General features: G+C 69.9%; 7 protein-coding genes. 5 read left to right on the forward strand and 2 right to left on the reverse strand.

Features of this window, described 5'->3' with window-relative positions:
* The first annotated feature begins 114 nt into the window (after positions 1-114).
* The 5 genes from GWI72_RS14485 to grpE all read left to right on the forward strand — a co-directional run bounded on the left by GWI72_RS14485 (position 115) and on the right by grpE (position 8783).
* Positions 115-849, forward strand: coding sequence for a nucleotidyltransferase family protein (locus tag GWI72_RS14485; protein WP_179956081.1), 735 nt, complete (start codon positions 115-117; stop codon positions 847-849).
* Positions 849-3998, forward strand: coding sequence for a double-strand break repair protein AddB (gene addB, locus GWI72_RS14490; protein ID WP_161709027.1), 3150 nt, complete (start codon positions 849-851; stop codon positions 3996-3998). The genes GWI72_RS14485 and addB overlap by 1 nt, the downstream gene beginning before the upstream one ends.
* Positions 3995-7516, forward strand: coding sequence for a double-strand break repair helicase AddA (gene addA, locus GWI72_RS14495; protein WP_161709028.1), 3522 nt, complete (start codon positions 3995-3997; stop codon positions 7514-7516). The genes addB and addA overlap by 4 nt, the downstream gene beginning before the upstream one ends.
* Positions 7517-7598: 82 nt before the next feature.
* Positions 7599-7919, forward strand: coding sequence for a thioredoxin (gene trxA / locus GWI72_RS14500; protein ID WP_161676905.1), 321 nt, complete (start codon positions 7599-7601; stop codon positions 7917-7919).
* A 267-nt stretch (positions 7920-8186) separates the two neighbouring features.
* Positions 8187-8783, forward strand: coding sequence for a nucleotide exchange factor GrpE (grpE, locus tag GWI72_RS14505; RefSeq protein WP_161676906.1), 597 nt, complete (start codon positions 8187-8189; stop codon positions 8781-8783).
* A gap of 109 nt (positions 8784-8892) precedes the next feature.
* Here grpE and tsaE read toward each other — a convergent pair whose 3' ends face one another.
* Positions 8893-10440 carry a tRNA (adenosine(37)-N6)-threonylcarbamoyltransferase complex ATPase subunit type 1 TsaE gene (gene tsaE, locus GWI72_RS14510; protein ID WP_161709029.1) on the reverse strand — a complete coding sequence of 516 codons (1548 nt, stop codon included), beginning with the start codon at positions 10438-10440 and terminating at the stop codon, positions 8893-8895.
* 8 nt (positions 10441-10448) lie between these two features.
* Positions 10449-12827, reverse strand: coding sequence for a sensor histidine kinase (locus GWI72_RS14515; protein WP_244314360.1), 2379 nt, complete (start codon positions 12825-12827; stop codon positions 10449-10451).
* Positions 12828-12853 lie beyond the last annotated feature (26 nt).

Genomic DNA, 12853 nt, shown 5'->3' on the forward strand with positions numbered 1-12853 from the left:
GGGCTTGCGCTCCCCTGCCGAAGCAGTCACAGCTAGAGCAGCATGGCTTGAGCCCATGCGCCGCAATTCCCATGTCTGGCGAACCGACGTTCGCATCCTAGCCAGGTCCCTGTCATGTCTGCCCGCCCGTTCCGTCCCCACACCGCCATGATCCTCGCCGCCGGTCTCGGCAAGCGCATGCGACCGATCACGGCGACGACGCCGAAGCCGCTGATCGAGGTCAACGGCAAGGCGCTGATGGATCACGGCATGGACAAGCTGGCGGCTGCGGGCGTGAAGCGCTGCGTCGTCAACGTGCATTACCTTGCCGACCTCGTCGAGGTGCACGCCCGGCGGCGCAAGGACATGGAGATCATCATCTCCGACGAGCGCGACGCCGTGCTGGAAACCGGCGGCGGCGTGGTCAAGGCCCTGCCCGCGCTCGGCACCGATCCCTTCTTCCTGCTCAATGCCGACACGGCCTACTGGATCGAGGGCGTGAAGCCCAATCTCGAGCACATGATCGACGCCTTCGACCCTGAGCGCATGGATGGCCTGCTGCTCATTTCCGACCTCATCCATGCGGTGGGCTACGAGGGACGCGGCGACTTCCTCATGGACACGGAAGGCCGCCTGACACGTCGCCCGGAGCGCCATGTCACGCCCTTTGCCTATGCCGGGGCTGCGATCTTCTCGCCGCGCCTGTTCGACGGCGCGCCGGGGGGCAAGTTCTCGCTCAACGTGCTGTTTGACCGGGCCATTGCCGAAGGCCGCCTGCATGGCGTCCTGATGGAAGGCATCTGGCTGCACGTCGGCACGCCGAAGGACATTGCCGCCGCCGAGGCCGCCGTCCGCGAAAGCGCCGACTGATGCCGGCGGCGCGGCGGATCTTCACCATTCCGGCCTCCGCGGATTTCTCCCGCGAGCTGATCGCGGCGCTGGCCGAAGGCCGGCTGATCGAAGGCTTCCGGCCGCTGGACGATCCGCTGCTCCTGTCCACCGTCACGCTCTACCTGCCGACCCGGCGCGCGGCGCGCAATCTGCCGGCGCTCGTGCAGGAGATCTTCGGCGGCCGTCCGGTGCTCCTGCCGCGCATTCGCCCGCTCGGTGATGTCGACGAGGAAGCCCAGGTGCTGGAGGCGGTGGCCGACGGCGAGGCGCTGCCGCCGGAGCTGCCACTGCTGGAACGCCGTCTTGCCATGACCCGGCTGGTGATGAGCTGGAAGGCAGCCCTGCGGCGCGAGGTGCTGCGGCTTTCCGCCGACGAACCGCTTGGCCTGCCGGCCTCCGCCGCCGATGCCGCCTGGCTGGCGGGCGATCTCATCACGCTGATGGACGAGCTGGAGACGGAGGAAGCGGACTGGTCCGACCTGTCCCGCCTGGTGCCGGATGACCATGCCCGCTACTGGCAGGTGACGCTGGAATTCCTCGACATCGTGCGCAAGGCCTGGCCGGCCTATCTCGAGGAATGCGGCGCGATGGACCCGAAGGCGCGCCGCTCCGCCCTGATCCGCCGCGAGGCCGCGCGGTTGCGCCAGTCGCCGCCGCAGGGCCCGGTCATCGTCGCCGGCTCCACCGGATCGGTTCCGGCCACGGCCGAGCTGCTCGCCGCCGTCGCCGACCTGCCGCGCGGGGCCATCGTCCTGCCGGGGCTCGATCTCGACATGGATGACGCCTCGTGGGAGGCGCTCGGCGAGGCGCCACAGCCCCGCCTCAGCGCGAAACATCCCGCCCCCGCCTTCACCGAGGGCAGCGTCAGCGGTCATCCGCAATATGGCCTGAAGCTGCTGCTCGACCGGCTGAAGGTGCTGCGCCGCGACGTGCTGGCGCTCTGCCCGCCGGAAAGCCCCCGGCTTGTCGCCCGCGCGCGCCTCGTCAGCGAGGCCCTGCGCCCGGCGGCCACCACCGACCGCTGGACCGGCTACCTCGCCCGCGTCTCGCCCGGCGAGCGGGCCGAGGCACTCGCCGGGGTGGAGCTGCTGACCGCCCGCAACGAGGCCGAGGAGGCGCTGGCCGTCGCCATTGCCCTGCGCGAGGCGCTGGAACGCGGCGAGACGGCTGCCCTCGTCTCGCCCGACCGCCTGCTGGCCCGCCGTGTCGCCGAGGAGCTGGGCCGCTGGTCGATCACCGTCGACGACAGCGCCGGACGGCCGCTCGACCAGACGCCGCCAGCCGTGCTGGCCATGCTCGCCGCGCGGCTGGCGCTGGAGGGCTGCGTGCCGCTGGACCTGCTCGCGCTCCTGAAACACCCGCTCGCCCGGCTGGGTTTGCCGGCGAAGGAAATCCGCGCCGCGGCCCGGTCGCTGGAACGCGGCGTCCTGCGCGGCCCCTTGCCGCGCCTGGGCTCCGGCGGTCTGGTCGAGGCCATCGCCGCCGCGCGTCTGGCGTCCGAGGGCGCGCATGTGCCGCGCTGGAAGAAGCTGGTCGAGGCGGACTGGACCGCCGTCGAGGATCTCGTTTCCCGCCTGCGCGCGGCCCTGGCGCCGCTGGAACGCCTGGCCGAGCAAGACGGGCCCGTGCCCGTTGTCGAGCTGGCCAGCGCCCATGCCGAGGTGCTGAAGGCCATCGCCGGCGACGAGACGGGCAGCGAGGCGGAACTCTATCGCGGCGAGACCGGCGATGCGCTGGCCCTCGCCCTCGCCGGCCTGATGGAAGCGGGCCGCGCCGGGCTTGCCGTGCCGGCGCGCGAGTGGCCCTCGGTGTTCTCGGCGCTGATCGCGGGCACCGCCGTGCGCCGCCGGCTGCCCGGCGATCCGCGCATCCAGATCCTGGGACCGATGGAAGCGCGTCTGCAGCGGCCGGATCTGGTCATTCTCGGCGGCCTCAACGAAGGCGTCTGGCCGCAGCGCACCCGCAACGATCCCTGGCTCAACCGGCCGATGAAGCGCGACCTCGGGCTGGAACCGCCGGAACGCCGCATCGGCGCCGGCGCGCATGATTTCGTGCAAGGGATGGGCGCGCGGCGCGTGATCCTGTCCCGCGCGGCCCGTGCCGATGGCGCGCCGACGGTGACCTCGCGCTGGCTGCAAAGGCTCTTGACCCTCGCCGGACCGCAGGCCGAAGCGGAGATGGCCGCCCGTGGCCGCCGCTGGCTGGACCTCACCACCCGTCTCGACCGCCCGGATGGTCCGGTGACCCCCGCCGCCCGGCCGGAGCCGAAGCCGCCGCTGGCCGCCCGGCCGCGCCAGCTGTCGGTGACCGAGATCGAGCGGCTGGTGCGCGATCCTTACGCCATCTTCGCCCGCCGCGTACTCGGTCTCGAGCCCGTCGATCCGGTTGGCGGCGCGCCGGGGGCGGCGGACAAGGGCACGATCATCCACGACGCACTGGCGCGTTTTCTCGCCGACTGGGATGGCCCCTTCGATCACACCGCCGTCGCCCGCCTGACGGAGATCGGCGAGGAGGTGTTTGCGCCGCTGGATGCTTTCCCGGCCGTGCGGGCGCTGTGGTGGCCGCGCTTCCTGCGCATTGCCGAAGGCTTCGTCACCTGGGAGCGGTCGCGCGCCCCCCGTGTCTCCAACCGCTTCGTCGAGATCGGCGGCGGCGCGGAGCTGGTGCTGCCGGGGGCCGAATTCCGGCTGACGGGCCGCGCCGACCGCATCGATCTCCTGACCGACGGCACCCTGTCGGTCATCGACTACAAGACCGGCCAGGCGCCGAGCCAGAAGCAGGTGGATGCGCTCCTGTCGCCGCAGTTGCCGCTGGAAGTGGCGATGATTACCCGCGGCGGCTTTGCCGGCATTCCCTCCGACCGGCCCGTGTCCGAGCTGCTCTACCTGCAGCTGAAAGGCGCGCGGGAGGCCCTGAGCGAACAGGGCCGCACGCCAAAGGACATGAGCGTCGGCGAACTGGCGGAAGCTTCGTGGCAGCGGCTGGAAGAGCTCATCGCCGCCTATCAGGACGAGGCGAAGGGCTATCTGTCCCGCGCGCGCGTCGAAAAGGAGCGCGACATGAACGGGCCTTACGACCATCTGGCCCGCGTCAAGGAATGGGCGATCGGCGGAGGAGAGGGCGAATGAGCAAGCCGCAGATCCCGCTCGCCACCCGCCAGCGCCAGGACCTCGCCTCGCGCCCCGGTGCCTCCGCCTGGGTGAGCGCCAACGCCGGTTCCGGCAAGACCTTCGTCCTGTCCCGCCGCGTCGTGCGGCTGCTGCTCGACGGCACCGATCCCTCGCGCATCCTCTGCCTCACCTTCACCAAGGCGGCCGCGGCCGAAATGGCGACCCGCGTGTTCCGTCTGCTGGGCGAGTGGGTCGGACTTGACGATGCCGCCCTTTCGGCAGCGCTCACCGACATCGACGGCACGGCCCCCTCGGCCGCGCGGCTCGCCACGGCCCGCCGGCTCTTCGCCAAGGCGCTGGAGACCCCGGGCGGCCTGAAGATCCAGACCATCCATGCCTTCTGCGAGGCCTTGCTGCACCAGTTTCCGCTGGAGGCCAATGTCGCCGGGCATTTCTCGGTGCTGGACGACCGGCTCGCCGCCGAACTGATGGCGGAGGCGCGCGCGCGCGTCCTGCATGCAGCCGAAACCGCGCCAGACAGCGCCCTCGGCCAGTCGCTCAGCCTGCTGATCACCCAGATGGGCGACAGCACCGTCGAGGAGCTGATGGCCGATGCGATTGCCCGGCGCGACGCGCTGGCACGCTGGCTGGTCGACGCGGGCGACCTGGAACTGGCGCTGGCCGAGCTGCGCCAGAGTTTCGCCATCCCGGCTGGAGAGAGCGAAGCGGCGATTGCCGACGAGATGCGCAACGCCCGGCTCATCCGCGATCCGCTCGCCGTGGCCGAGGCCCTGCGCTACGGCTCGGCCAACGACATCAAGGCCGCCGACAAGCTGGTGGCCGCCGCTGCGACGCTGAAGCCGGGCAGCCCGGGACAGGCGAGCTTCGAGGCCGCCTGGCTCTCCGTGTTCTTCACCCAGAAACTGACCCCGACGAAGAGCCTCGCCACCAAGAAGGTGGCCGACCGGTTCCCGGACGTGGTGGAGCAGATGCAGGCCGAACAGGAACGGCTGATGGCCCTCCTCGACCGGCGCCGCGCGCTCAGGGCCTTCGAGGTGACCGCTGCCATCCTGCGGCTTGCCGATGGCGTCATTGCCGACTACGAGGCGGGCAAGGCGCGGCGCGGACTGCTCGACTTCGAGGATCTGGTGGTGCGCACCGCCAATCTCCTCTCCAACTCCGATGCGGCCCAGTGGGTGCAGTACAAGCTGGACCAGGGGCTCGACCACATCCTCGTCGACGAGGCGCAGGACACCAGCCCGCGCCAGTGGCAGGTGGTGACGGCACTGGCCGAGGAGTTCTTTGCCGGCGTCGGCGCCAGGCGCGGGCCGCGCACCATCTTTGCCGTGGGCGACGAGAAACAGTCGATCTACTCGTTCCAGGGCGCGGTACCGGCCTATTTCGACGAGATGCGGCGCTATTTCGACCAGCGGGCCGCCCAGGCGCAGCAGCCGTTCCACCCCGTGGAGCTGCAGCTCTCCTTCCGCTCCACGCCGGATGTCCTTCGCGCCGTCGACAAGGTGTTCGCGGCGCCGGAGGCCCATGCCGGCCTGTCGCAGGACCTGAAGGCCCCCGTGCACGAGGCGATCCGCCGCGATCCGGGGCTCATCGAGATCTGGCCGCTGGAGGAGGAGCAGGACACCGAGGAGCCGGACGACTGGACGCTTCCGGTCGACCATCTCGGCGCCGGCTCGCCGATGCTGCGCGTTGCCCGCCGCATCGCGGAGACGCTGCGCCAGTGGATGGACGACGGCACCGCCGGACCGGGCGACGTCATGGTGCTGGTGCGCAAGCGTGGTCCCTTCGTCGAGGCGCTCAACCGGGAAATGAAGCGGCTCGGCGTGCCGGCCGCCGGCAGCGACCGGCTGGTGCTGACCGAACACATCGCCGTCATGGACCTGGTCGCGCTCGGCCGCTTCATCCTGCTGCCCGAGGACGACCTGTCGCTGGCCGCCGTGCTGAAGAGCCCGCTGTTCGGCCTGGACGACGACGCCCTGCTGACGCTCGCCCGCGAGACCCCGGAGCGCCTGCGTGCAGGGACCCTCTGGCAGGCGCTCCTGAAGCGCGCCGATCAGGATGCGGCCTGGGAGACGGTGCGCCGGCAGCTCGAGACCTGGCGCGCGCGGGCGGACTTCATGCCGCCCTTCGAGTTCTACGCCCGCCTCCTGTCCGTCGATGGCGGCCGCCGGGCCTTCCGCGCCCGCATGGGGGCGGAGGTGGATGACGTGCTGGACGAGTTCCTGGCGCTTGCCATGGGCTACGAGCAGACCGGCATTCCGGGGCTGGAAGGCTTCCTCGCCTGGCTTGCCGCCGCGCCGACCGAGATCAAGCGCGAGCTGACCAACGCCAGCGGTCTTGTCCGCATCATGACCGTGCACGGGTCGAAGGGGCTGGAAGCGCCGATTGTCATTCTGGTCGATCCGGGCAGCGCGCCGGCCAGCGCCACCCATGACCCGAGTTTCCTGCCCTTTGCGCGCGGCAGCGACGCGCTGACACCACCCGCCCTTGTCTGGCTGCCGCCGAAGGACGAGCGGATGGCCTGGCAGGACGACGCGATTGCCAACGCCCGTCGGGCAACGGAAGAGGAATACCGGCGGCTGCTGTATGTCGCCATGACGCGGGCCGAGGACCGGCTGATCGTCTGCGGCTGGGCCCCGAAGAAGGGGCCCAAGGATGGCTGCTGGTATCAGCTGATCGCCAGCGCGCTGAAGCCGGAGGCGGTCGAGCGCAAGGGCCCGGACGGTCAGGTCATTGCCTGGGACTGGCGCCAGCCCGGCACGGGAGCCGACGCTGGGCCCGTCGCCCGGTCGCATGCGACGGCGGTTGCCGCCGCCCCCGCTCCCGCGCCGCTGCCCGACTGGCTCCTGCGGCCGGTCGAGACGCCGAAGCGGATGCCGCGCCTGCAGCCCTCCCGCGTCTTCGAGGCCATGGAGATGAAGGAAGGCATCGAGGCGACGCCCGGCCTGTCGGTGCTGGAGGCGCGGCGCCAGCCGGAGGCCTGGCCGCTGGAGCGTGGCCGTCTGCTGCACCGTCTGCTGGAAACCCTGCCGGATCTGCCGGCCGAGGAGCGCGGCCCGGCGGCCCGGCGTCTCATCGCCTCCGGCCTGGCCCCCCGTTTTGCCAACCGGGCCGACGAGCTGACCGCCGAGGTGCTGCGCATCGTCGGGGATCCTGCGTTCGCCGCGATTTTTGCGGCAGGGGGCCTCGCCGAAGTGCCGATCACCGGACAGCTCGTCGCGGCGGACGGCATCACCGTGCAGGTCACCGGCCAGATCGACCGGCTGGTGGTGACTGCGGAGCGCGTGCTGATCCTCGACTACAAGACCAACCGGCACGTGCCGGAGGATGCCGCAGGCATTCCGCCCGACTATCTTGCCCAGCTTGCCGTCTACCGGGCGCTGCTGCAGCAGATCTACCCCGGCCGGGCGGTGGAGGCGGCACTGCTGTGGACGTCGGTGCCGCGGCTGATGCCGGTCGAGAGCCCGGCGCTGGATGCAATCCTGCTGCAGCTGAGGAGTACGGCCTCGTTGACTTGACGGATGTTGCCCCGGTCCCTACGTTCCGTTCAACGAAACAACGGGCCGGGTTTGCGCCCGCCCGCCTGCGAAAGTGACAGTCATGGCTACCAGCAAAGTGACCGACGCCAGCTTCGACGCCGACGTCCTCAATTCCTCCGAACCGGTCGTGGTCGACTTCTGGGCCGAATGGTGCGGTCCGTGCAAGATGATCGCTCCGGCGCTCGAGGAAATCTCCGAGGAGATGGCCGGCAAGGTCAAGATCGCCAAGATCAACATCGACGAGAACCAGGCGATGGCCATGAAGTATGGCGTCCGCTCCATCCCGATGCTGATCCTGTTCAAGAACGGCGAGCCGATGGCCACCCAGGTGGGCGCCGCCCCGAAGGGCAAGATCGCCGACTGGATCAGGAACGCCCTCTGAGACCGGAGGCCTCGGCCACCGGTGCCGCCGCACCGCATCTGCGGATTGGCAGGCGCGGTCCGGCAGGGTAAAGACAGGCCAGGGCCGGTTCCAGCCCCGGGCAAGCCGAGTGGGTCACGCTGCGACAGCTGGCCCCATGCCCGGCAGGCTCGCGGCGAACCGGCCTTTGCTTGTGTTCCCCGCCCCGGACCCGCCGGCTGACAGGCAGGCGGTGCAGGCGAGGGAACGCCCAACCCAGGAACTGCCCCAACCAGGGATGTTTGACAAATGACCGACGAGACCAACACTCCCGAGGCGGATACCGCTGCCACGGCGGCCGAAGCCGGCGCCGGCGCCGACGCTGCCCTTGATCCCGTCGAGGTGCTCAAGGCGGAAAATGCCGAGCTGAAGGACCGGGCCCTGCGCGTGATGGCGGAGATGGAAAATCTGCGCCGCCGCACGGAAAAGGAAATCAAGGATGTCCGCCAGTATGCGGTCGCCGGCTTCGCCCGCGACATGCTGACCGTGTCGGACAACCTGCGCCGGGCGCTCGAGGCCCTGCCGGCAGATGCACGCGAGAGCGCCGACGCCGGACTGACGGCCCTGATCGAAGGAGTCGAGATGACCGAACGCGAGCTCCTGAACCAGCTCGACAAGCACGGGGTCAAGAAGCTCGATCCCATGGGCCAGAAGTTCGACCCGAACTTCCATCAGGCCATGTTCGAGGTGCCGAACCCGAACGTGCCGAACAACACCGTCGTCCAGGTCGTGCAGGCGGGCTATGCCATCGCCGACCGCGTGCTGCGCCCGGCCCTCGTCGGCGTCGCCAAGGGCGGCCCGAAGGAAGCGCCGGCTCCGGAAGCGGGTGTCGACACCACGGCCTGACCGGGCCCCGGGCCCCGGGCTTCTGCCGTGGCCATGTCCGGACCTTCATGAAAAAGGGCGCGTCCCGCCGGTCGGCAGGGCGCGCCCTTCCTGTTTGCCCTGACGCCGGTCAGGTGCCGATGCGTCGGTGAAACCAGGTCCGCAGGCCGTCGAGAACCGGATGGGCCAGCGCACGGTCGAGATAGCCCGCCATGCGCGGCAGATGCGCCATGTAGCCCGGCTTGCCTTCCCGCAGATTGAGGCGGATGAACAGGCCGAGGATCTTGGCGACCCGCTGCGCGGCCGTCACCGCATAGGCCGCATGGAAGGCGTCGGCATCGAAGTCCGGCGTCACCGCCCGCCGCGCGGCCACATAGACCTCGACCAGATGCCGCTCCAGCGCGACGCTCATGTCGACACGGGCATCCAGCGCCAGCGAGGACACGTCATAGGCCAGCGGGCCCAGCACGCAGTCCTGGTAATCGATCAGGCCGAGCCGGTCGAACCCGCTGCGGTGCTCGCGCCAGATGATGTTGGGCGAATGATAGTCGCGCAGCACCCAGCCGGTCTCCGCATGGGCAATGTCGTCCAGCGCCCGGTTCCAGAGCGCGTGATACTCCGCCCGCAGATCGGCGGACACGAAATCGGGCGACACGGGCACGCCGGCGCGCCACGGCACGTACCAGTCGAGGAACAGGTCCGCTTCGGTCAAGAGGGCGCGACGGGAATAGGCCGGGATCGTGTAGCTGCCGCCATCGGGCAAGGGCAGCGTCTCGGACCAGGGCGCCGTCGCATGCATGTCGGCCAGCAGCAGCGCAGCCGCCTCGTAGCGCTCCTGGATCGGCGCGCGGTCTCGCACCAGGGTGTCGGAGCCGAGGTCTTCCAGCACGATGAGGCAGCGCGCCTCATCGGCGGCGTGGATCTGCGGTGCCGCATAGCCACGCCGGCGCAGCTCCTCGGTCAGCGCCAGGAACGGCGTCACCGTACGTGCACGATGCACGATCTCGCCGTAGCTCGGCGTCTCGCCCGGCCCGGCCAGCGTGTAGAGCGGCGGTGCATTCATGACGATCGCCGTCCGGTCGTCGAAATGCAGGCGCTCGTAGGTGCGCGCCGCTGCGTCGCCGATCAGGTAGCGCCGCGCGGCGAAGCCGAAGCCGGCGCGGGCCATCAGCGCGCGGATCGCAATGGTGCGCTCCAGCCGTTCCCCCCAGCGCCCGGCGTGCGCGGGATCGGCAACGGAGAAGATGACGCGCCGGCCGTCGTCCGTCTGCCCCGGCTCGAAGCGCAGGCTGAGCGCACCGCGCGGCAGCAGCCCGGCTGCCTTCTCCGGCCATTCGACCAGCGCGGCACCTGTCGCCACAAGATCGTCGAGCCCCAGTTCCAGCACCTCCTCCGGCTCGTCCAGACGGTAGAGATCGAGATGGGAGACGGTCAGGCGCGGCAGGTCATAGGTCTGGACCAGCGTGAAGGTCGGGCTTGGAACCTCGAGCGCAGGATCGGCGGCAAAGGCCCGGAGCAGCGCCCGGGCAAAGGTCGACTTGCCGGCCCCGAGATCACCGGAGAGCGTGATCAGGTCGCCGGCAGACAGGAGGGCGGCAAGGTCATCCGCCAGGCGCAGGGTCGCGGCTTCATCGGCAAGATCGAGGGACAGGAGAAAGGTGGCGGAGGCAGGCGCCATGGACGTCCTTATTCGGCGGCGACGCGGCCGCTCGCTTCCGGCCGGGCCGGGAAGGTGCAGGTGACCGTGGTCCCGGCGCCCTCGCGCGATTCGATCTCCACCTCTCCCCCGTGCAGCTCGACGAAGCTCTTCACGATCGAGAGGCCGAGACCGGCACCACGGCGGCGCGCTCCGGAATCATGGCCGACGAAACGGTTGAACACCGCCTCTATCATGTCCTGCGGGATGCCGCAGCCACGATCCTTCACCGTGAAGACGATGTTGCCCTCGCGTCGACCGCAGGTTACGTCGACCACGCCGCCGTCATCGGAGTAGCGCACCGCGTTGGCGATGAGGTTGAAGAGCACCTGACGCAGGCGGCGTTCATCGGCGAGCATGGTGCCGATGTCGCCCGGCACATGGGTGCGCAGCGTGATGTTGGCCTCGGCCAGGCGGTCCTTCAGGCCTTCTACTGCCGCCGACACGGTATGGGCCACGTCGACCTCGCTGAGATCCAGTTCCATGATGCCGGCGTCGATCGTGGCGAGGTCGAGAATGTCGTTGATGATGGCCAGCAGCGCCGAGGACGACGACAGGATGTAGTCGGCATACTCCGACTGCTTGTCGGACAGCTCGCCGAACTTCGGATCCGACAGCAGCTGGGCAAAGCCGATGATGTTGGTCAGCGGCGACCGGAGCTCGTAGGACACGTGCTGGATGAAGGCGTTCTTCAGCTCGTCCGCCTGCTGCAGCGCCTCGTTCTTTTCCACCAGCGCGCGCTCGACATTGACGCTGTCGGTAACGTTAACGAAGGTGACCAGCGTGCCGCCATCCGGCAGCGGCACGGTCGCATAGTCGAGCACCATGCCGTCCCGCCGCTCCATGCGGCCGGCCAGATGCGTCCGGCTGTCCATCAGGCCCGTGACCGAACCGGCAAGCTGGCGCCAGGCGTCGGCCTCGTCTTCGGTCGCGGCGCAGGTCTCGACCACATCGTTGACATGCGGCAGGGCATCGAGCTGGGCATCCGCCAGACCCCAGATGCGGCCAAAGGCCGGGTTCCAGAGCCGCAGACGACCATCGGAGCCGAACACCGCCACGGCCTCGGAGAGGTTGTCGAGGGTTTCGCCCTGCACCCGGATCAGCGCGTTGTAGCGGCTTTCGAGATCGAGCCGCTCGGTGACGTTCTCGTAGATGTAGGTGACGCCGCCCTGCGGATGCGGGTTCGCGATGACGCGCAGCGTCCGCCCGTCCGGCAGGTGCCACCAGAACTCGCGCGCGGCCAGCGACTGGTAGCTTTCCAGCATCTTGGTGCGCCAGCCGCGGTAGTCGGCCTGCTCCGGGAGCTTGCGGCCGGCACGCAGCGTGTCGAGAACCGTCCCGTCTTCCGGATTGCCGTCGAGGAAGGCCGGGTCGAGATCCCACAGGGCGCGGAAGGCGGCGTTGTAGAACTGCAGCTTGCGGTCGGCGCCATAGATCGCGACGGCCGTTGCCAGCTGGTCAAGGGTGCGGCCGTGGAACTCCTCGGTCCGGCGCAGCTCCTTGCGGATGCGGTCCAGCTCGGTGACGTCGATGGCGAGCGCGGCGCTGCCATGGAGGCTGCGGGCATCGGTCACCTCAAAGATGCGGCGTTCGCCGGCAGCAACGATCGGCATCCGGGCGGCGAAGGTGCCGTCGGGCTGACGGTCGCGACGGATGGCCTCGCGGGCGGCCGCGTCGAGGAAGTCGATGTTGCCGCGCACGGCGCTTGCCGGATCGGTCGCATCGACGGCATGGGCATAGGCGGCATTGGCCCAGGTGAGATGACCATCGCCGTCGCTTTGCCAGGCAGGTGCCGGCATGGCGTCCAGCAGCGCGCGCAGCGTGGCAAGTTCACCGGCGAGGCGGGTGTTGCGGGCCCCGAGTTCGGCCTGCTGCTGACGGTCGCCTGTGAGGTCGCTCAGCCGCAGGACGGCCGATGCACCGGCGGTGCGTCCGACGGCCTCGACGAAGGTCTGCTGCCGGGTCTCCAGGGTCAGGCTGAAGGCTTCGCCGCTGGCGCGCAGGCGCAGGAGATGGTCTTCCAGCCGTTCGGCCGACTTCGGCTCGAGCCAGCTGCCGAAGGCCAGAAGCTGGGCCGGCGCGCGCGGAACGCCGGAGCTTTCCGGGATCACGCCCCAGACACCGACGCGCGCGCCCGGGCGGGCGCCGACCCGGGAGCCTTGCGCGTCACCGGCATCGGTCCAGGCGATGATCCGCTGCTCATCCGTGTTGAGCATGGATTCGAGGCGGTCGACATAGAGGCGAAGGTCGCGGGTTTCCGCCGACATGGCCTCGATGCGTTCGGCCGAGATGCGACGGTTGCGGACATAGGCGAGGGAGGCGGTGATGGCAAAGGCGAAGACGCCGCCGAGCGCGGCGAGCCAGACCATGTGGGCAGGTTCGACGGAGGAGACCT

Origin of the sequence: Pannonibacter sp. XCT-53 (assembly GCF_009915765.1) — a bacterium.
Classification (GTDB): Bacteria; Pseudomonadota; Alphaproteobacteria; order Rhizobiales; family Stappiaceae; genus Pannonibacter; species Pannonibacter tanglangensis.

What these genes read in the sequence shown, in the direction of transcription:
- GWI72_RS14485 (WP_179956081.1), top strand. Translation starts at nt 115, where the DNA reads ATGTCTGCCCGCCCGTTCCGTCCCCACACCGCCATGATCCTCGCCGCC.
- addB (WP_161709027.1), top strand. Translation starts at nt 849, where the DNA reads ATGCCGGCGGCGCGGCGGATCTTCACCATTCCGGCCTCCGCGGATTTC.
- addA (WP_161709028.1), top strand. Translation starts at nt 3,995, where the DNA reads ATGAGCAAGCCGCAGATCCCGCTCGCCACCCGCCAGCGCCAGGACCTC.
- trxA (WP_161676905.1), top strand. Translation starts at nt 7,599, where the DNA reads ATGGCTACCAGCAAAGTGACCGACGCCAGCTTCGACGCCGACGTCCTC.
- grpE (WP_161676906.1), top strand. Translation starts at nt 8,187, where the DNA reads ATGACCGACGAGACCAACACTCCCGAGGCGGATACCGCTGCCACGGCG.
- tsaE (WP_161709029.1), bottom strand. Translation starts at nt 10,440, where the DNA reads ATGGCGCCTGCCTCCGCCACCTTTCTCCTGTCCCTCGATCTTGCCGAT.
- GWI72_RS14515 (WP_244314360.1), bottom strand. Translation starts at nt 12,827, where the DNA reads ATGGTCTGGCTCGCCGCGCTCGGCGGCGTCTTCGCCTTTGCCATCACC.